13 protein-coding genes and 5 pseudogenes are annotated in these 19338 nt (G+C 44.5%); 7 read left to right on the top strand and 11 right to left on the bottom strand.

Annotated elements, in window-relative coordinates; all coding sequences use genetic code 11:
* Positions 1-182: 182 nt before the first annotated feature.
* Positions 183-1970, bottom strand: a complete 1788-nt coding sequence (locus JCM14108_RS07330; protein ID WP_051996075.1) for a hypothetical protein — start codon at positions 1968-1970, stop codon at positions 183-185.
* Between the two features lie 292 nt (positions 1971-2262).
* On the opposite strand from JCM14108_RS07330, the gene JCM14108_RS07325 reads away from it, so the two are divergent.
* Positions 2263-2541, top strand: coding sequence for a hypothetical protein (locus JCM14108_RS07325; protein WP_035179761.1), 279 nt, complete (start codon positions 2263-2265; stop codon positions 2539-2541).
* Positions 2542-2685: 144 nt separating this feature from the next.
* Here the strand turns inward: JCM14108_RS07325 and nhaC are convergent, their stop codons facing one another.
* Both nhaC and JCM14108_RS07315 read right to left on the bottom strand, forming a co-directional pair.
* Complete coding sequence (gene nhaC, locus JCM14108_RS07320; protein ID WP_035179760.1) at positions 2686-4101, bottom strand: Na+/H+ antiporter NhaC; 1416 nt, start codon at positions 4099-4101, stop codon at positions 2686-2688.
* 573 nt (positions 4102-4674) lie between these two features.
* Positions 4675-5319 carry an NAD-dependent epimerase/dehydratase family protein gene (locus JCM14108_RS07315; RefSeq protein WP_035179759.1) on the bottom strand — a complete coding sequence of 215 codons (645 nt, stop codon included), beginning with the start codon at positions 5317-5319 and terminating at the stop codon, positions 4675-4677.
* Positions 5320-5583: 264 nt separating this feature from the next.
* Between JCM14108_RS07315 and JCM14108_RS07310 the strand changes: the two are divergent.
* Positions 5584-5924: pseudogene (locus JCM14108_RS07310) on the top strand (hypothetical protein).
* Positions 5925-6038: 114 nt separating this feature from the next.
* Here the strand turns inward: JCM14108_RS07310 and JCM14108_RS07305 are convergent.
* Both JCM14108_RS07305 and JCM14108_RS07300 read right to left on the bottom strand, forming a co-directional pair.
* On the bottom strand, positions 6039-7016 hold the full coding sequence (locus JCM14108_RS07305; protein WP_035179758.1) for an ATP-binding cassette domain-containing protein: 978 nt from the start codon (positions 7014-7016) through the stop codon (positions 6039-6041).
* 7 nt (positions 7017-7023) lie between these two features.
* Positions 7024-8558: pseudogene (locus tag JCM14108_RS07300) on the bottom strand (ABC transporter permease/substrate-binding protein).
* Positions 8559-8734: 176 nt separating this feature from the next.
* On the opposite strand from JCM14108_RS07300, the gene JCM14108_RS07295 reads away from it, so the two are divergent.
* Positions 8735-10069: a dihydrolipoyl dehydrogenase family protein gene (locus JCM14108_RS07295; protein WP_035179755.1), complete on the top strand. Its 1335-nt coding sequence runs from the start codon at positions 8735-8737 to the stop codon at positions 10067-10069.
* Between the two features lie 266 nt (positions 10070-10335).
* Entirely contained in the window at positions 10336-11721 is a 1386-nt protein-coding gene (locus JCM14108_RS07290; RefSeq protein ID WP_035179753.1) for an amino acid permease, read from the top strand.
* Here the strand turns inward: JCM14108_RS07290 and JCM14108_RS07285 are convergent.
* Entirely contained in the window at positions 11694-11945 is a 252-nt protein-coding gene (locus JCM14108_RS07285) for a hypothetical protein (protein WP_035179750.1), read from the bottom strand. The genes JCM14108_RS07290 and JCM14108_RS07285 overlap by 28 nt on opposite strands.
* On the opposite strand from JCM14108_RS07285, the pseudogene queG reads away from it, so the two are divergent.
* Positions 11946-13111, top strand: a pseudogene (queG, locus tag JCM14108_RS07280) (tRNA epoxyqueuosine(34) reductase QueG).
* A 135-nt stretch (positions 13112-13246) separates the two neighbouring features.
* On the opposite strand, the pseudogene JCM14108_RS07275 reads toward queG, so the two are convergent.
* The 4 genes and pseudogenes from JCM14108_RS07275 to JCM14108_RS14545 all read right to left on the bottom strand — a co-directional run bounded on the left by JCM14108_RS07275 (position 13247) and on the right by JCM14108_RS14545 (position 16467).
* A pseudogene (locus JCM14108_RS07275) lies at positions 13247-14265 on the bottom strand (alpha/beta hydrolase).
* A gap of 142 nt (positions 14266-14407) precedes the next feature.
* Entirely contained in the window at positions 14408-15553 is a 1146-nt protein-coding gene (locus JCM14108_RS07270; protein WP_035179745.1) for a glycerate kinase family protein, read from the bottom strand.
* 58 nt (positions 15554-15611) lie between these two features.
* A complete protein-coding gene (locus JCM14108_RS07265) occupies positions 15612-15980 on the bottom strand; it encodes a hypothetical protein (RefSeq protein WP_035179742.1) in 369 nt (122 codons plus the stop codon).
* A 133-nt stretch (positions 15981-16113) separates the two neighbouring features.
* The gene (locus JCM14108_RS14545) at positions 16114-16467 is read right to left on the bottom strand and encodes a hypothetical protein (RefSeq protein ID WP_035179740.1); all 354 of its coding nucleotides are present in this window, start codon (positions 16465-16467) and stop codon (positions 16114-16116) included.
* Between the two features lie 397 nt (positions 16468-16864).
* Between JCM14108_RS14545 and JCM14108_RS07250 the strand changes: the two genes are divergently transcribed.
* Positions 16865-17545 carry an HAD family hydrolase gene (locus JCM14108_RS07250; protein WP_237745752.1) on the top strand — a complete coding sequence of 227 codons (681 nt, stop codon included), beginning with the start codon at positions 16865-16867 and terminating at the stop codon, positions 17543-17545.
* Between the two features lie 233 nt (positions 17546-17778).
* Here the strand turns inward: JCM14108_RS07250 and JCM14108_RS07245 are convergent.
* Positions 17779-18728 (bottom strand): annotated as a pseudogene (locus JCM14108_RS07245) (L-lactate dehydrogenase).
* 221 nt (positions 18729-18949) lie between these two features.
* Here JCM14108_RS07245 and JCM14108_RS07240 point away from each other — a divergent pair.
* Positions 18950-19270: a hypothetical protein gene (locus JCM14108_RS07240; protein WP_035179735.1), complete on the top strand. Its 321-nt coding sequence runs from the start codon at positions 18950-18952 to the stop codon at positions 19268-19270.
* The last annotated feature ends 68 nt before the right edge of the window (positions 19271-19338 follow it).

The following is a 19338-nucleotide window of genomic DNA, read 5'->3' as shown; positions in this document are numbered from 1 at the left end:
GTCCGGTCCTGTTTTGTTTAATCACGATTATTATGAACTGAAAGCATGCGCCAAAAGGTGATTTTTTGCACGTTCTTTCTGTGATTGATGATATCAAATAAAAAGCATCGCAATTCACTTGGTAACAAGTAAACTGCGATGCTTTTTAGAATTTATAGACAGTTGCTAAACGCTAATTTGAATTACTTAAGCGGGGTGAATGAAACATAATCCAGTTCTGCAGAATGAGCGACAGCCTGCAGCTTTATGGTATTGGTCCCTTTCTTTAAATTAACGGTGCCGTACTGGATAACTTTTCGGGTGCCGTTAACGTTTGGAACGGCAGTCATCCAACCGGTTGTATTTGGAAAGGCAATGGTCCCATTTGCATGATGATTAATTGTAACGGCGTTTGTGGCAACTTCGCCGCCGTTGGCATAGCCAATATTAACCATATAACGACCGGCTTTAGGCGCGTTAAACGTCATGGTATCAGCACTGCCTTCACTTGTTTGATGATTCTTTGATCCGACAAACAGATTGTTGGAAGCGTAACTGCCCAGTATTGTACTGTAAGAACCAGTCAAATTCCCATTCTCTGCTTCAACTCTGATTGGTTGATCGGCAGGCGTTTTTGCATAGGAAAGTGATGATTTGGCTGATGTTGTATCAGCTGGTGTGATTGACAGGCGATAACCTGATGAAGCTTGGAGATGCTTGACCGGGACAGTCAGCTGGCCGTTTTTAACTCGTAACGTCCCCGAAGCAATGGTTGTTGGGGATGCTTGGGTGTCAACGCCATACCAAGGCGTTTCCTCAAGTTTAACCTGAGCTGTACCGTTATATTGGCTTGGGTCCAATTGATTAACATTAATAGTAACCTGACCATCGGTGCCACCAAACAGAACCGAAGTTTGGGCTTTGTTCGCAGTCGTATTGGCAACACTGGCTAACAGTCCATTACTTTGGAAAGTACTGGTTTGATCCATTTGACCAGTCATATCGCCATACCATTTATAAAGCCAGTAACCGCCATTTGGTTTTTGACCATCGGTAAGCAGGTTGTCCATTCGACCATAGTTAAACCAAAAAGCCAGACAAGCAGAATCGACGGCCGGAACGTTTTCAAAGTTTTGAATATAATGGAGCATTTGACCGGGAACTGCCAGTTCTTGTTGGTCGCCATATTCATTAATACTGATTGGGCGTGGTTTGATTCCTAAGCGCTGTTCCATATTTTCAAAGGCTTTGGCTTGTTCTGGGAAAGTTGCCGCACCCCATTGATGCCAACTGATGATATCGGGTAATGTATTCGAATCCCGTGCCATTGTTAGGAAGTTTTCCATGTAAGTAGGCTGCCAGCTGTTTAAGCTTGGGCCGATAATTTTAGCATTCGGCATAATTGAATGGACTTCTTTGTAAGTGTCCCGCCATGTTTGATAGAAGTCACCCCAACCACTATCATGGCCGTTACCGTTAACGCCCTGCCAGGTACCATTTGGTTCGTTCCAAAGCTCAAAGGCATAAACTGTATCAGCATTGCCGGAATCTTTAACCTGAGTTACCATGGTCTTTACTCGGTTGAGCCAATCTTTTTCGTTACTATAGTTGTATGGCCATTTTGGGTAAATATCCGGTAGGCGAACAATTACCTTTGCGCCAATTTGTTTGGCTGTTGGGGCAACTTTTAGAAAGTCACCACCGGGTCCGGGCTCGCCATTTGGAATTTGACCGCCAAACGGTGGTGCTTGGGTGAAGACTCGTGGTTTTAATGGTGCCAATAACGAAGCGTTTGGTGTGTTTTGATCATACATCCCGTATAATCCACCAGAAGCCACGTGTTGGGCGCTGCTTCGAATTGCAGTGCCCGTATTGACGGTGATTTGTTGGCCGGTGTCCGCATGGCCGGTTTTTCCCGACAAACCGATTGCCAAGGCTGCAAGGGCAGCTGTAGCGAGGACAACGGCTATTCGATGCCTATTCCAATTCATAAAACATCCTTCTTTCCCCTCAGATAAATACATGTGTAATAGCATATAGTTTTATGCATACGCTTACAATATATAGAATAGCGCTTGAAAGCGCTCAAATAAATCCCTATAATCTGTGAAATAGTTACGAAAACCGACAAACCCGGCTGTAATTAGAACGGTTGCTTAAACGATGGAGGCAATTTACTTAAGAAGACTGATAAAAAGTAAGAAAATTATGCTAAACTTAATAACTTTCACCAATTTTTGTTAATTACTCCTATAATAAGAAGTAGAAGGAGGAATAATACAGATGAAATTATCAGACTTGATTCTCCAACTTCAGTTATCTTTTGAGGATTATAACCAGGCGGCCAAAAAACAAAATGCGGATGCATATTATGTGGAGGATTTAAATGGCATGGCAACGGTTTACACTAGCCGAAGCAAGCTATATTTTGAAATCCCCCACGATTTGCCAAGATTAATGGCTCATTTAAAGAAGAGTGCCCAGACAAATGAATGCACTATGGGGACTTTGGCAGACTTGGAAAAACTTGAGAAGCGGTTTGTGGCGGGCCAATCCAATTGATTGGCTTTCACGGAAGTGGATTGAATTTAGTTCGGAGCCTTATTAAAGTGGAGTTGCTGGAGTACCAGTAGTACATTGTTTGTTATCAATAAAAAACGTCCTTAAACAGGTAGTGACTTGACGTGTTTAAGGACATTTATTTTTTTAATTTCGAGCTGGCGCTGTTTGACTGGCTTTTTTGGTTTCAATCGTTGGTAACTTTTTTAAACCAATACCGGTAAAACCGCTCAAAAGCGAGAAGACCGGGCAGAGGAGACTGAAGAAAACAAACGGCAGGTAGGTGATCGTCGGTACGCCCAGTGTGTTGGCAATGAAAACGCCGCCGACACCCCAAGGTACCAAGTAGTTCAAAACAGTGCCGCCGTCTTCGAGGACCCGTCCCAGCGCGGCACTTGCCAAGCCACCCTGATTAAAGGTTTGTTTGAAAGCCCGGCCTGGTAAAATAATGGAAAGAAATTGCTCGCCGACAAAAATATTAACGCCGATGCAGGCTCCCAAGGCAGCCGAAACTAATTTGGCAGAGCTGTTTAATTTGGTTGAAAGTGGTGCCATGACGGCGTTGATTAATCCAAAGTGAACCAGTAGACCACCTAATGATAAGGTTAAGACAATTAAGGCCACTGTTGGCATCATGCTGACAATTCCGCCGCGGGAGAGCAGCAGGTTAACTTCGTGATTGGACGTCTTGGCAACGTAGCCGTTGGTAACAATATTGCTGGCCTTGGTCATGTTTAGGTTAGCGTTATTCATGAACATCATGGCTGCCGAAACAAAAATATTCAGCAGCATGGTTGGAATTGCCGCCATTTTAAAGGCCGCACAAACAAAGACCAACACGATTGGGATTAGGGCAATGATTGAAATATGAAAATCATTATTCAAAGCGGCTACGGTTGTGTTGATTTTAGCCATGTCCGCGTGGTTGTGTCCCATTCCCAAAAGGGCGAAAACAATTGTGGAAATGGTTGCGGCGGGTAGGGTTGACCAAAGAATGGTTTTCATATGGTTAAATAAATCGGTATCGACAACCGCAGCAGCCAGATTGTTAGTTTCGGATAATGGTGAAAGTTTGTCACCAAAAGTGCCGCCGGCGATAATTGCACCGGCAACCAGAGCCGGATTGAAGTTCATGGTTACACCGATACCAAAGAAAGCAATACCGACAGTTGAAACAACGGTAAAGCAACTGCCGACAGCCGCCCCGACTAATGAGCAGACCAGAAAGACCGTTGGCAGAAACCATTGGGCACTGATAGCTTTAAAACCGATAACCATTAAGGTTGGAATCGTACCGGCAGCGATCCAGGTACTGATCATGGCACCGATTAAAATAAAAATTACAATCGGAATAATGCCTTTATCGATACCGTCCTTAATCCCGGCATTAATGTCCTGCCAGTCAAAGCCCCGAACTTTGGCCCAAAAGATAGCCACAGTAATGGCCAGTAAAACCGGTACCTGGGGTGACAGACCGAAACCGATAACACCGCTACCCATAATTGCCAGAATAATTAATAAAACAATTGCTGCTTCACTGATACTTAATTTGTCTTGTGTCATATTGATAACCTCGTTTTGATTTTATAGTATTGCGGATAAGATAAAGTGTGGTTAATCAATATCGTGCCAAGCCCCCGTTAGTTGATCGTTTCATTATCAACATTCCTTTCTCAAAATAAAAGATCGTCCCTATTACATCAACGTGTAATAGGGACGATCAGTTTTACCGTGGTACCACCCAACTTGTGTACACCAAAAGTGTCCACCGCTCACTAGAAGATAATGGATTCTAGTTATTGACCATTGTCGATGATATTACGGTATTTCGAGTACCTTATCCTGATTGGTTCGCAGCAGCCACCAACTTCCTGACACCCAGATAAGGACCTACTTCATGTAATTCGACTTTAAATATTGTAAACAGTATAGGACGGAAGGGGAAAAAAAGCAAGTGTGCGGAACAAAACGGTTAGCACCCGGCGCATAAGGCGTCAAAGCGGGAAATCCCGGGCTTGGATTTTTCGATTTGATCCCTTATGTGGAGCGGTGCTGTTTTGTGTAGCAGTCCTAAGCAAGTGTGCGGAGCTGACCCGGGATAAGCCGACGCATAAGGCGTCGATTTGAGCTGTGATCCTATTCCCCAATTCGCTCCGTTAAAGAGCTTCCTTCACCCACCAAAACTTTAACGACCTCCTGGGCAACTGTTTCCCGAGGGATAAAACGTAGTCGTTTAAAGTAGGTACTTAGCGTCGCTGCTTGGGTAAGTACCTTTAGTAATCGGGTGAGCGGCTTGTGTTTGTCGGTAATCACCCCCGGGTAGATGGCGATTGACTTATTAGGCAGCAGGTTGGCCATGTCCTTTTCAACCTCCAACTTGGCCCTTATGTAGGCGGCCATGAAAAATGGTGCGTAATTAGCGGAAATAAATAAAAACCGGGTATCGGTTGAATGATTTGGTACCAAATTTTGCCGGTGAATCAGGTTGATAAGGGATTCTGCCGGTAGAATGCTGTTTTGCCAGTAACTGGTTTTGGCCAGCGGATTTGGGAACAGAATGCCGACACAGTCAATGACCCAGTCGCTTTTGGCAATGGCGGCCTGCCAGTCACCGGGTTGGGTAACATCGCCTTTGACCCAATGAACGTCAGCCAAGGCATCGTGGTTGATCGGTGCGCCGCTTCGGGAAATACTGAACAATTCAAAATTATCGAATTGGCTTAATTCTAAAAGAATGCCGCTGCCGACAAAACCGGTTCCGCCCACAACAGTAATAATCATTAGTCGTCAATCCAATCTTTTAAGTTTAATTGGGTTTGATTGTTAATAGTGTCAACAAAGCAAACCACGTCCCACTATTCTACACCCCTCATGTTGAAATTTCATCCTTGGCGGAATTTCTGAATGATAAAAATTAAATTCGGTGTTTATTTTAGCCAATTAAGTAGTGTACAATGGTAAATGGTTGGATTCACTTATTAAAAGATATTGACTAAAAAGTTAATAAAGGGGCGTTTCTAAAATGGATCAAAAATTTTGGATGTTATGAAGCATGAAGGCGTCGTAACAATTGTGACAATTAATGCGCAACCGGCACACGTGTAAATACGTGGGCATCGTATGTCAAAGTAACGGATAAAAAGCTATTGATACCTGCGGCCGGGATGCATAGTATCGAACAGGATTTTGCGGCTGATAACCATGTAACCGTTGCGGTCGGCAGTAAAGAAGTTGAAGGTACCCAAGGACCCGGAGCCGGTTTTCACGTTCATGGCACCGGTAAGTTCGTTGATGCCGGCGATGACTTTGACGAGATGAAAGCAAAGTTTCCTTGGCTCAGCAGAGTATTGGAAATTGAAATTGATGATATTGAACAACGAATTTAAGTTAGAAACCGGCCAGGGCGGTGTTTTGCCTTGGCTTTTTTGGTATCAGAATGCAATAAAAGACGCCGGAAACGTCCCCGGGCGTCTTTTAACGTTTGCGGCTGGTTGCCGTGATTATTTATTTGACTGGTGGGCCTGTTTAGCCGCCAAAAAATTTAGAATGCTTTGGCCGTTTAGATAGCCGATTGTTTTCTGGTTTTGCTGAACGGCCAATTGTCGGTTTTGGGCAAGAATGTGATAACAGTTACCCAGTATCTGATCACCGGCAACCAATTCAATTGGCAAATCTTTAAAGGGTGTTGGCTGACCATAGCCCGCTAAAATAAGCCGCCGAATGTAGATGTTTTCAATTTTTCGGGCCTCACTGCCGCTAAACAGGGTTCGAACATACGGGGTAGCAGGGTGGCGGACAATGTTATCCGGGGTATCCAATTGGAGAATTTGGCCGTCTTTAACCACACCGATTCGTTGGCCCATCTTAAGTGCCTCGTTCATATCGTGGGTGATAAACAGAATTGTGTTATTGAATTTTTGATGAATCGCCAGCGTAAGGTCCTGCAGCTGATCACGGGAAACCGGATCAAGGGCGCTGAACGGCTCGTCCATCAAGATAAGTGCCGGCCGGGTTCCAAATGCCCGTAAAATGCCGACCCGTTGCTGTTCACCGCCGGAAAGCTCGTTGGGGTATTTGGTCAGGTAATCCATTGGTAGTTTGGCGGCTGCCATTAATGAGCGGATCGTTTGATTGGTCAGCGTTTTGGACTGGTGTTTAATTTCGGGCAGTAGTGTTAGATTTTGTTTAATTGTCATATTGGGAAAAAGAGAAATCTGTTGGAGGACGTAGCCCATGTTCAACCGGATTTGACGCAGATTTCGGGCGTTTAGCGGTAGTCCGTTGACTGTTATATGCCCGCTGGCAGGAGTCACCAAGCCACTGATACTTCTTAAGATGGTGGTTTTACCACCGCCGGATTCGCCGACAAGCACGACAATTTCGTGAGGGTACACCGATAATGACAGATTATTGATGGCTGTTTGGTGATCATAGGCTACCGAAAGATTTGAAAGTTGAATGATTGGTGAATTTGACATTGGGAAGTCACTTCCTTAACAGATGATGGTGCTGCAGATACGCCTTGGCGACTTTAGCGGCACTCATATTTTTGACATTGACCTGATAGTTCATTTCCCGCATTTGATTGGCAGTTATTTTTCCGGCCAGCCGGTTCAGCTGCTTGGTGATGGTGGGGTGCTGCCGGGCAAATTTGGCTGTCATGAGTGGGGCACCTTGATAAGTTGGAAACAGGTGTTGATCGTCCTTAAGCGCTACCAGATGATATTGCCGAATCTGAGAATCAGTGGCATAACCATCAATGATTTGAACTTGACCTCGTCGGATAGCCTGATAGCGGAGGTCCGGGTCCAGATCGGTATTTCTGAACCGAAGTCCATATTTTTTCACCAGACCCTTGTAGCCATCGTTTCGGCTCATAAATTCCAGGTCGAATCCACTGTGAAGTCGGCCGGATAATTTTTTAAGATCACTGATGGTTTGCAATTGATGTTGCCGGGCAAAGGTACGGGTTGTCACGATGGTGTAGGTATTGTTATAGTTTAGCGGGGCCAAATAGCGCAGATTGTATTTGGCGGCCAGTTCGGTTTTTGCCTGTTGGTAAATTTGGTTAGCCGATTTATTTTGGAGCTGCCGGTGAGAATTGGGAATGAGATCTTCCAGGACGGTTCCGGTAAATTCCGGATAGATGTCAATCTGGCGGCTTTTTAAAGCTGAAAACAAGAAACTAGTCTTACCAAAATTAGGCTTTAGGCTGATTGCGACGTTGCTGTTATCAGCTTTAATCAGATCCTTATACATATTAATGAGAATATCCGGTTCAGACCCCAGTTTACCGGCAATCACAATTTTTTCGGGTTGGGTCGCGGTATAAACTTTAGGCCCGACCGTACCGATCAGCAGCAGTAACAGGATGCCACCGCCGACAGCCAGCATTGATTTTGCTTTTAAGCGGCCAAACCGGGTGATCAGCCAACTAAACCCAACTGCCAACAGGGCCGAACCGACAGCGCCGGTTAAGGTTAGGACACTGTTACTGCGATCAATTCCCAGTAAAATGAAAGTGCCAAGGCCCCCGGCACCAATCAGAGCGGCCAAAGTTGCCGTTCCAATAATCAGGACGGTTGCTGTTTTGATACCGGTTAGGATATTATCCTTTGCCAATGGCAGTTCGATGCGCAATAGGCGTTGGCGCTTGGTTAACCCAAAGACCTCGGCGGCTTCTGTGAGGTTGGGATCGATGGTTGTTAGTGCCGTATATGTATTACTGTAGATTGGTAGGATACCGTACAGTACCAAGCGATAATTGCCGGTTTGCTGCCGATTCCAACGATTGGAATTAAAATTCCCAGAATCGCCAGCGACGGGATAGTCTGCATAATTGAAGTAAAGCCGAGAATCAGATTGGCAAAACGTGGATGATTGCGACCATAAATGGCCAATGGAATGGCAATCATAATCGCAATGGCCAACGAAATAATTGTCAGGTAAACATGTTCGAGCAAAGCATTTAAAAATTTGGTGTTTGACGTAAAAAAGTTGCTGATAAACGAAATTGACACAGGGGACACCTCCAAAAAATTACTTGGATATTCATTATAGCATTGTGCACAATTCAAATGTTATTGTGATTTCCCATAACGGTTTGAAAGATTGAAATGTCAGCCGATTCCCAACCGTTTATTTGTAAATCGACTACAATTAAAGTATAAAGTTATTTTAAAAGGAGATGTGTCACATGAAAACCCATTATGATGTGCTTATTTTTGGTGCTGGCCCCGCTGGAACGGCGGTCGCTTACGGCTTGGCCGGTAAGAAATCTGTGTTGGTAATTGAAGACGATCTGTTTGGTGGGACCTGTCCCAACCGGGGATGTGATCCAAAGAAGATGCTGTATTCAGCGGTTCAGACAAGGGATCGGGTGTCACGAATGCAGGGCAGCGGTCTGAAAAACGTGCCACAGATTGATTGGCCGGACTTGATGGCCTTTAAGCGGGCTTATACGTCCCAAATTCCGGCGGGAACCAGAAAAGGCCTGGTTAGTGCAGGCGTTGAGACATACCACGGTCGGGCTAAACTGGTCGATCAACACCAAGTTCAATTAGCTGATCATACAACGATTTCGGCCGACAACGTGGTTCTGGCAACCGGTCGGCAGCCACAACTGCCGGACATCCCGGGAAGGTCATTACTGAAAACCAGCAATGACTTTTTGGATCTGGACGCGTTACCAAAACATATTACCTTCATTGGTGCCGGGCTGGTTGCTATGGAGTTGGCAAATATTGCCAGCCAGGCTGGTGCCGATGTTGATATTATCCACCATAATGATCAACCGCTCAAGGCATTTCCCAAACCATTGGTAGATTTGCTGGTTCAGGAAATGATTGATGATGGGATTACTTTTCATTTCGACCAAAACGTTGCCGCCGTTTCTCAAAGTGGTGCCGATTATGAAATAACGACCGATAAGGAGACGCTGACTTCCGATTACGTTGTGGCGGCAATCGGTCGGACTGCCAACGTGGCCGACCTGCAGTTGACCAAGGCCGGTGTTAAAACCGACAGGCAGGGGATCTTGGTTGACGATTATTTGCGGACCAGTGTCGATGGGATTTATGCGGTCGGCGATGTTGTTGCCAAACCGCAACCCAAATTAACACCGGTTGCTTCCTTTGAAGGTCGCTACGTTGCCGACTCAATAATGGGAAGGGTGACACAACCGATTCAATATCCAGTGATACCACATATTTTGTTTGGCACAACCGAAATTGGTCAGGCCGGCGTATCGTATCAGGAAGCTTTGGCTCATCCTGATCAGTACCGTATCAGTTCGCTGGATTTGACACATTGGTACACTTACAATCGGGTGAAGGATAACGCGGCCAGGGCAATTCTGATTCGGAGTACTAAGTCAGGCCGGCTGGTTGGCTTTGCCGGGTTATCGGCAATCGGCGAACAGCTGTTAAATCTGCTGACAACGGTCCTGAATCTGAAATTGACCAACAATCAAATTCAACATATGATTTTTGCTTATCCATCCGTTGCCAGTGATCTTCAATATTTAGTTTGAATTAAGATGGCGTGATTTGCAAAATATAATATTGTTAAAAAGGCTGATTTGAAATCAGGCTTTTATAATTTTATATGTCAAAAATGCTGACATATAAAATTATAAAAATAAAAAAATCGCTTAATACAAGGGTAAAAAGCGCTCCCAAAATAAAAGCACGTAAAAAAACCTAACACAAAAGTAAAAATCGTGGTAGAATGATGATATTCAAATTAGAAATTTTATCATTTGTATCTTACTGTGCTCTTATTTTAGGAGGATTGTTTATGAAATCAAAAATTGTTGAGAATCAGGATGGCACCATGCGGGCTTTGAGTAACCGTCATGTACAGATGATTGCGATTGGCGGCACGATTGGAACGGGGCTGTTTTTGGGGTCTGGCAGTACGATTAGTAAAACCGGACCATCGGTAATGCTGGTCTATATCGTATTGGGACTGTTCTTTTTCTTTATGATGCGAGCCATCGGCGAAATGTTTTATTCCGATCCATCGCAGCATACGTTTGTTTCGTTTATTTCCCGGTATTTGGGGCCGACGGTCGGTCACTTTACGGGTTGGACTTATTGGATCGGGTTGGTATTTGTTTGTATGGCTGAGTTAACGGCGACGGCCACCTATGTCCAATATTGGTTCCCCAACATCCCGTCATGGATTGTTGAATTGGTCTTTCTGGGAATCCTAGCCAGTGTAAATTTGATTGCTGCCCGGCTGTTTGGCGAAGCTGAATTTTGGTTCGCAATGATTAAAATTGTGGCGATTGTGGCTATGATTGTCACTGGAATTTTTATGATGAGTAGTCATGCGGTAACACCGTTAGGCCATGCGTCACTGACTAATGTTTTTCATAACTACACACTGTTTCCACACGGTGTATTTAATTTTATTTCTGCTTTTCCAATGGTTTTCTTTGCTTTTCAAGGAATTGAATTTGTCAGTATCACCATTGGTGAGGCCAAGTCGCCTCACACGGTTATCAAAAAAGCCGTTAATGAAACCTTGATTCGAATTTTGCTTTTCTACATCGGCGCCTTAATTGTCATCATGGGTATTATTCCTTGGACTTCTTTATCTGCTAATAGTAGTCCGTTTGTTCAGGTATTTAAGTTGGCCGGTTTTCCAGCAGCAGCGGCAACAATTAATTTTGTGGTGTTGACATCGGCGGCTTCTTCGCTAAACAGCTGTATTTTTTCAGCCGGCCGTCATTTCTATCAATTGGCTACCGAGGTACCGGAAAATAGTTGGATGCACAAGACATTTGCTAAAATTTCCAAGAACGGTGTTCCGGCTGCTGCCATTATTTTCTCAGCGGCCCTGGTTTTAATTACACCGTTGATGAGTTTAACAACCGCTATTTCATCGGTTTTCACGATTGTTACCGGCGTTTCCAGTGATATGTATATTATCGTTTATACGCTGGCTATGCTGGCTCATCGAAAATACCGTGCATCCAGTGACTTTCTTCCCAATGGATTCGTGATGCCGTGGTATCGGGTTACCAGCCCCTTAACCATTATGTTCTTCGCGGTTATCTTTATCAGCTTATTCTTCATTCCAGAAGATGTTATTGGTGCGATCGGCGCGATTGTTTGGACGATTGCCTTTGGCGGCATCGAGTACTTCCGTCAGCGTAAACTGGTCCCAGCCGAATAGGCTCCTTGAATTAGATTAGGTGTTTTAGCCGAATAGCGTGAGTTGTCGGCGTCATTAAAACCGGCGATTGATTGGAGATCACATGTCATGATTTTCAATTGATCGCCGGTTTTGTCGTTAACAATCAGGGTTGCCCCGGTTTTTAGAGGGGAATTATTGACCGCTGCCGGGTTCTTAGTGTACGATGTGATTGATTTATTAAGACTTGAGGAAGGGCTGGTCACATGCGGACACCATCAGCGTTAAAAGAGCGAATCATTGCTGAAAGCCGAAAAATCGGCATTGACAAAATTGGCTTTACGACTGCCGATGATTTTGAATCGTTGAGAAGTAGTCTTGAAGCCCAGAAAGCTGCCGGCCACACCAGCGGGTTTGAACATCCCAACCTTGATGAGCGGCTGAATCCAAAATTGATTTTAAAGGATGCCAAGACAATCATTGCAATTGCGTTGGCTTACCCCAGCAAGTTAAAGAGACAACCGCCCCGAACCGGACTGAAGCGGGGACAGTTTGCCCGGGCCTCGTGGGGTGATGATTATCATGACATTTTACGTGAAAAGATGGCCCTTTTGACAGAGCGGATCCAGGAGCTGACCGATGAGTCGGTCAGCTTTGAACCTATGGTGGATACTGGCCAGCTGATCGATGTGGCGGTTGCCAATCGGGCCGGGTTGGGATTTATTGGGAAGAACGGCTTGCTGATTACCGAAGAATTCGGATCATTTGTTTATTTGGGCGAGATCGTAACCAACCTGGTATTGGCACCGGATCAACCAATTCCCTGCCAATGTGGGGACTGTACTCGCTGTCTGGATGCCTGCCCGGTTCAGGCACTGCTCGGAGACGGCAGAATGAACGCGCAACGCTGCCTGTCGTATCAGACCCAGACTAAAGGGTGATGGCGGATGAATTTCGGCCAAAAATTCGCAACGTGATTTATGGGTGCGACATTTGCCAGGTAGCCTGTCCGTTTAATCGGGGCAAGGATTTTCATCGACATGCCAGAATGGAACCGGAGACAACAAAAGTCCGCCCAGAACTGCTGCCAATGTTGACGTTATCAAATCGCCAGTTTAAGGACCAATTTGGCAACATGGCCGGCGCGTGGCGGGGTAAAAAGCCGCTTCAGCGAAATGCAATGATTGCCTTGGCAAATCTTGGAGATGCCAGTGCGGTACCTGATTTATTGGCCGTGATGAGCCGGGATCCGCGGCCAATGATTCGGGCCACCGCGGCTTATGCCGTGGGTCGACTTGTCCGAAAATTTGATGAACCGGTCCGACAAGCAATTGCAGCTCAATATCAAAAAGCACGCCAAGCAAATGAAGCGCCAGAATTTCTGACAGAGTATCATCGCGCGCTGTTGAAAATAGATGCCCTAATCAGATAAGCGTAGTCGGGAAAGTCGGTTATGCGCTGGAAGTTGCCTTTCGGCGCACATTTTCTCGGTAATAATCGTCATTAAACAAAAGCGGGATTGAGACAAAATTATCTTTGCCTCAGTCCCGTCTTGTATTTTAATGTATTATCGGGTTTCCAGTTGATGGCCATGCTTGAATGCCATTCCTGGATTCATCATTTTATCCAACATTGGATTGTACTTGGGCGCATTTGATGACATGTTATAGTGCTTTCCCCAAAGAAAGTTGGTGAGTGCGCGGTCAACTGCCAGATTATGATTATGCATCTCACTGTGTTGGGCTTCGGGGCCCGTTGTTTTAAATGTCTGGTAGTAATTGACCCGCCCCTTAACTAAATAACCCAATGACAAGGCAGATTCGGTTGTGACGACACCATCGGAGTTTGAACCGTCGTTTAGATCGCCGTAAATGTTTAAAATTCGTATCTGTCGGGGAATCCGCTTCTTTAGTTGATTCAACATCTGATACTCTGGATGAATGATTTCAGGCCGGCCATTTTTTAAGAGCCGGTTTGAATTAGGCTGATCATCCCAAAGTTTGGCTAATGGCCCGGTTAACGGCTGATTCTGCTTGCCGTTGTTGATAATCCCGTTGTAAGGGCCGGCCAACAGGCACAGCTTATTGGCTCGGGGAGATCTTTGCGGTTACCGTTTAGCATATTATAGTAAACCGTTGCGTAAGATCCCATCGAATGGCCAACAAAGTTTAATCGGGTGATATGGTATTTGGATTTTAATAATTTACAGACCTTTGTCAGCCAGCGAGCATATTGAAATTCACCAGCCCGATTGTTATCCATTCTTAAAAAGATAATTGGATTTCGCATCCATTTTTTTATAGTACCCGTGACGGCAATTTTACCGTTTGGGCGCACCCGGATGACCATTCGTCGTTGAGCAGCGCCGCTGGCTTCAGCGTCCGAAGCCATTTTACGTTCCGAACGCAGCGTTCCGGACCAGCCGTGAATGAACAGGGTGGGAATATTTGAATTAATATAATTCTTCTTGGCAAACCGGACTTGGTCCTCGTGATCACGCCAGATGAATAGGCCAATTACTATAAAAATAAGGCCGCCGAGGATAAAATAGCCGATTCGCCAGAACTTACTATGCCGATTAATCACTATGGGTTATTCCTTTACTCATTATATTGTTGGATTATTTAAAAAACTATACAAGTAAAATTGTACCATGTAAAAATTAGGTTTCACACTGTCAAAATGATTAATAATGACTTCTTTTTCTTCCTTTTCAGCAAAATAACCGTTAATTCCGGGTGGCGGCAATCAGTCTGCCGATATTTTCGGCGGTTTGGGCAATGTCGCTTGGCGCGGACTGCAACGCCTGGCTAAGCGTTTTAGCGCCGGCAACACTTGAAAAAATCGCGTCAATCGCATTTTCTGAGTACAAGCTTTCAACACCGCGACCGATATTGCCGGCAATAGCGATAACCGGTGCCCCGGGTGAAACGGCTTTAGTCGCCAGCGCGACGCCATAGGGTGTCTTGCCGAATTTAGTTTGAAAATCAATTCCACCTTCACCCGTAAAAACAAAATCAGCATGGCGGGCCTTTTGTTTTAACCCGCTGTATTGGATTACCAAATCAATTCCCTTGGTCATCTTGGCATTTGTAAAGGCCAGCAAACCGGCACCCAAGCCGCCAGCAGCGCCGGCACCGGGATAGTTAGCCAAGTCTTTTCCCAAGGCCTGTTTGATTAAAGCAGCGTAGTGGATGAGGTTCTCATCAAGGGTTTTAACCATCTCGGCAGTGGCACCTTTTTGGGGCCCAAAGACAGTCGAAGCACCGTTTTTACCAACCAGTGGATTGGTAACGTCGGAGGCAATTGAAATTTTTAATTGACGAAGCCGAGGGTCCATATGACTCGTGTCAATCCGCGTTAATTGGCTAAGCGCACCACCGCCAAAACCAATGGCCCGATTGTGACGGTCGAGCAAACGAACACCGAGTGCCTGCGCCATGCCGGCACCACCGTCGTTGGTGGCACTGCCGCCAATACCGAGAATCAGGTGGGTAACGTCGTGATCCAAAGCTTTAAGGATCAATTCGCCGGTACCATACGTGGTTGTCTTTAATGGATTGGCCGTTTTGGCGGTCACAAATTGAAGTCCGCTGGCCTGCGCCATTTCAACCACCCCGGTCGTACCATTTCCTAAAAGGCCAAAGCGGGCGGCTACCGGTTGGCCGAGGGGACCGGTAACCGTTTCGGTAATCAATTGTCCCTTGGTGGCATCAACCAGGGATTGGACGGTCCCCTCACCGCCATCAGCCATTGGAACGAGTATGTAATCAGCTTCGGGAAATACCCGTTTAAGACCGCGCGCAATTACTTTTGCAGCTTCTTTGGCGGTAAGGCCGCCTTTAAATGAATCCGGTGCAATGACAAATTTCATGTTTTCCTCCCCAAATTATTTTTGGCTAACAAAAAATGCCCGGTAAGTCTGGGCACTTTTAAGATTGTTCAATTGTTTTAATCCCTAACCAATCACTAATTACCCGCTTGACATCTTGTGGATTATTATAATCAGTTGGATGTTGATAAACCAAGGCATCGACAATCCCCGGCGAATATTTTTTAACAATTATTTTAGTTGCGTTAACGTCATTCATCATGAGTCTCGTCAGTTCGGCGGCGATGTTAAAGCAGGCTAAACTGTGATTGGCCGGAATTGACTCAGCCGGTTGTGGTGTTGAACTGATTGATGCAATGGGTCGCGCTGTTTTTATCACCCGCATTGATAAGTTACGAATGGCGCTGGACTCATTATGGCTCATGATATCAATCAGATCGTTGATAATACTTTGTTTTGTTGCATTCATTCATAAGCTCCTTAGTGATTCTTAACAAAACTTATGAATATCCCCTTCACTATATAGTGATATTATAGGTAATTCCGGCTATCGGCGCAAGGGGTTGCAGGTAACAACTTGATGACAATTTAGCGTTTTGAGATCAGTATTCCAATTCGGCAATTCCCAGCCAAACGTCGACAACGTTTTTAACATTTCTGGGATTTTCGTAATCAACGACATGCTGCTTAATGAGTTCGTTGATGATACCAGGTTGGTATTGGCCGACAATGGTTTCGACGGTAACGTCTGCGTTTAGAATCCGTTTGGCCAGCTCCGAGGCAACGTTGAATTTAGCTAAATTGGGATCCGAAGGAATGGGGCCGTTTGCCAAATTCGGGTGATAGGAATCAAGATCACCAGGTCTTACCAGTTTAACACCGGTAAGGGCTTTGTCCCTAGTGGCGTCCATTAGGGAAATCAGGTCGTTAAGAACGGTTTGTTTCGTGTTTTTCAAGTTAAAAAAACTCCTTTTAATTGTTATCCGATTTGTGAATTCGATTTATTGATGACATTAATTGTAGGGGATAATCGTGAAGAATTTGTGAAGAAATTTAGGGGAAAGTTTGAGGAAATTGTGAAGATTGACGAAGTCGGACGTCATCTTTTTTATTTTTTGGCAATAATTTTAAAAAAATAAAAAAGAATGCTGGTTTTTTAACGTATTTAACTCTTATAGACCCAAAAAGAAAAAACAGCAGTTAACAAAATGGCAGATTTAAAAACTAGTAACGCATTAATGGTTTTTCGTGTGGTTATATTTACATAACATTTACATTGAATTCATTAAATGTTTACACACCATCGCTACAATAAAAAAGTGATTACGGGATATTCAAACGAAAGAAGGAAAAATGATGATTCGAGCTGTTATCTTTGATTTAGCCGGCACAACGATTGACTATGGTAATCAAGCACCGGCATTGGCAATTCGAAAGGCCTTTAAACAATTTGGCGTTGAAGTTTCACTCAAAGAACTGCAGTGTAACGCTGAATGGGAGCCATTGGTTCAAATTAAACGCATTATGGCCGAACCGGACGTTCAAAAACGTTGGTACATAAAGCATCCCGATGTTTCGTTGGAAGAAGGGATTTCACAGATTACCAAATGGTTTAATCGAAATATTTTGGAAATTCTGCCACAAATCGCCAAGGTAAAGTCCGGACTACCAACACTGATTTCATACTTTAGAACTCAAGGAATCCGCTTTGCGACAACCACTCGGTATACTAATGAGATGTTGGCAAAGATTTTGCCACTGGTCAGTGAGCAGGGATTTGATCCGCAAATTAACATTACAGCCGCTGACTTTGAAGATTCAGCTGATGTAGGTCCGGAAATGGTTCGCCAAGCGATGACCAAACTGCGGATTCGAAATGCACAATCAGTGATTAAAGTAGGCGATACCCCACGTGATATCTATGAAGGAAAAGCTGCCGGAGTCATCACCATCGGCATGATTGAAGGCAGCAGTTTAATTGGATTATCTCAATCGGAATTTAGTGTTTTGCCCTTTGCACATCGAACTCGTTGAAGAATCGGGTCGCTGCGGAATTAGAAAAAGCCGGAGCAGACTACGTATCGAAAATACCAAGGATTTAATGCGACTAATCAAGGAATTGGACGCGGAAAAAGTGATCTCTTAGAAATGTTCAGCTAAGCTTACGACTGCAAATAAATAAACCGCCCCTTTAACGCTAACCTTATGAATCAACGTAAAAGGGGACGGTTTATTTAATGTTTATAAATGATGATGGTTAATCAGAATTATTCAACCTTACTGCCGGTCATTGAAGAAACGGTGTCTTCAAAGCGGGTTCTGATATAATCAGCTGATGTTTGAAGCTTTTGCTTTTCATCATCCGTCAAGTCAAGTTTTAATTGTTCAATAATCCCACTTCGGCCAACAATTGCCGGGTAGGAAAGGTAGGTGCCGTATTCCTCATGAAAGTTGGAAACCGGGATTTCGGTGCGGGCATCACTGATAATGATGTTAGCTAATCGGACGGCTGCTGAGGCAATCCCGTAATTGGTGTAACGCTTGCCATGAAAGACAGTATAGCCACCGGCCCGGGCAACTTCATCAAGTTTAGCCAGATCAATGTTGCGTTCAGCGGCCACTTTGGTAATTGGCTGACCGAGGACCCGAACCGTTGACCATGCGGTAAACTGTGAATTACCATGTTCACCAAGGTTATAACCGCCAACTGAGCGTGGATCAATGCCCAACTCGGATGAAACTGCACGCCGCATTCTTGAGGAATCCAGCAGGGTTCCGGTACCGATGACCCGGTTCTTTGGAAAACCGGTAAAATGTTGGTACATCATGGTAATAACGTCACAGGGTTGGTAATATCTACTAATACCCCGCTGAAACCGGAAGCTTTTAATTTTTGACTAACGGATCTGACTGCTTCTTTAGTAAATGGCAGTTCGATAAATCGGTCATGTTCCTTGTTATCTTTTTGAAGGCCGATATTACCAACTGCTGAAATCACGACATCTGCGTCTTTTAGCGCGTCGTAATCATTAACCGTTAGATTTGTATGGGCCGGTAGGTTGGCCATCGCATCTTCGAAGTCGGTTGCATCGGCATTAACCTTTTTTTCATTTGTATCAATCAAAACCAATTCGTCTGCGAAGCCTTCCGCAACAATGTAATGGGCAACTGTTGAACCAACGTGTCCCATACCAATAACCCCAATTTTTCTTGTCATATGTATGCACCTCTTAAATTTATTTACTGTAACTATTGTGTAAGTATAACACTAAAACTCATTTTTTTAAAAGGCTAATTTAATTAAATGAGAGAAAGACTAGCTTATTTTGACAATTTGGGTGATGAAACAATACTTTAAAAGGTGAAAATGCTTTCCATTCCGCCCGTAGTATGATTATAATTAAGTGATAGGCTACATAACGAAGGGACTGTAAGGCAATGGATAATTTATTTGATGTGCTGAAAATGGTTAGTTTTAATCACTTGGGGTTTGATTCTTCACAGGTTGTGATTACGGACGTTGCTGGAAAACCGAACAGCTTACTAACGGACCTGTTCAGAGACGTTGTTAATAAGATTAATCTGTTTATTGACCTGAGTGAGGCACATGACGCCGGGGATGTTTTGGCTTCTCTTCAAAACCATACCCCATTGCCTGATGATGTGCTGGACGAATACGGTAAGATTTTAAGGGAGCCGTTGGTTGGCATTAACTTTGCGCCGCAGAAGGGGCAGATGGAGTTATTGGTTAATGGTTAGGTTCGGCTTTCGAAGATAACCGGTAAAAAATGATCATTAAAAAACGGGACCGCGACAAAAAAATTTTG

Source organism: Lentilactobacillus farraginis DSM 18382 = JCM 14108 (assembly GCF_000583655.1).
Taxonomy (GTDB): domain Bacteria; phylum Bacillota; class Bacilli; order Lactobacillales; family Lactobacillaceae; genus Lentilactobacillus; species Lentilactobacillus farraginis.
The sequence above is the reverse complement of the archived record's forward strand: the minus strand, read 5'-3'. Positions and strand labels throughout refer to the sequence as shown.

What these genes read in the sequence shown, in the direction of transcription:
- JCM14108_RS07295 (WP_035179755.1), top strand. Translation starts at nt 8,735, where the DNA reads ATGAAAACCCATTATGATGTGCTTATTTTTGGTGCTGGCCCCGCTGGA.
- JCM14108_RS07330 (WP_051996075.1), bottom strand. Translation starts at nt 1,970, where the DNA reads ATGAATTGGAATAGGCATCGAATAGCCGTTGTCCTCGCTACAGCTGCC.
- JCM14108_RS07270 (WP_035179745.1), bottom strand. Translation starts at nt 15,553, where the DNA reads ATGAAATTTGTCATTGCACCGGATTCATTTAAAGGCGGCCTTACCGCC.
- JCM14108_RS07315 (WP_035179759.1), bottom strand. Translation starts at nt 5,319, where the DNA reads ATGATTATTACTGTTGTGGGCGGAACCGGTTTTGTCGGCAGCGGCATT.
- JCM14108_RS07250 (WP_237745752.1), top strand. Translation starts at nt 16,865, where the DNA reads ATGATGATTCGAGCTGTTATCTTTGATTTAGCCGGCACAACGATTGAC.
- JCM14108_RS07265 (WP_035179742.1), bottom strand. Translation starts at nt 15,980, where the DNA reads ATGAATGCAACAAAACAAAGTATTATCAACGATCTGATTGATATCATG.
- JCM14108_RS07290 (WP_035179753.1), top strand. Translation starts at nt 10,336, where the DNA reads ATGAAATCAAAAATTGTTGAGAATCAGGATGGCACCATGCGGGCTTTG.
- JCM14108_RS07240 (WP_035179735.1), top strand. Translation starts at nt 18,950, where the DNA reads ATGGATAATTTATTTGATGTGCTGAAAATGGTTAGTTTTAATCACTTG.
- nhaC (WP_035179760.1), bottom strand. Translation starts at nt 4,101, where the DNA reads ATGACACAAGACAAATTAAGTATCAGTGAAGCAGCAATTGTTTTATTA.
- JCM14108_RS07325 (WP_035179761.1), top strand. Translation starts at nt 2,263, where the DNA reads ATGAAATTATCAGACTTGATTCTCCAACTTCAGTTATCTTTTGAGGAT.
- JCM14108_RS07305 (WP_035179758.1), bottom strand. Translation starts at nt 7,016, where the DNA reads ATGTCAAATTCACCAATCATTCAACTTTCAAATCTTTCGGTAGCCTAT.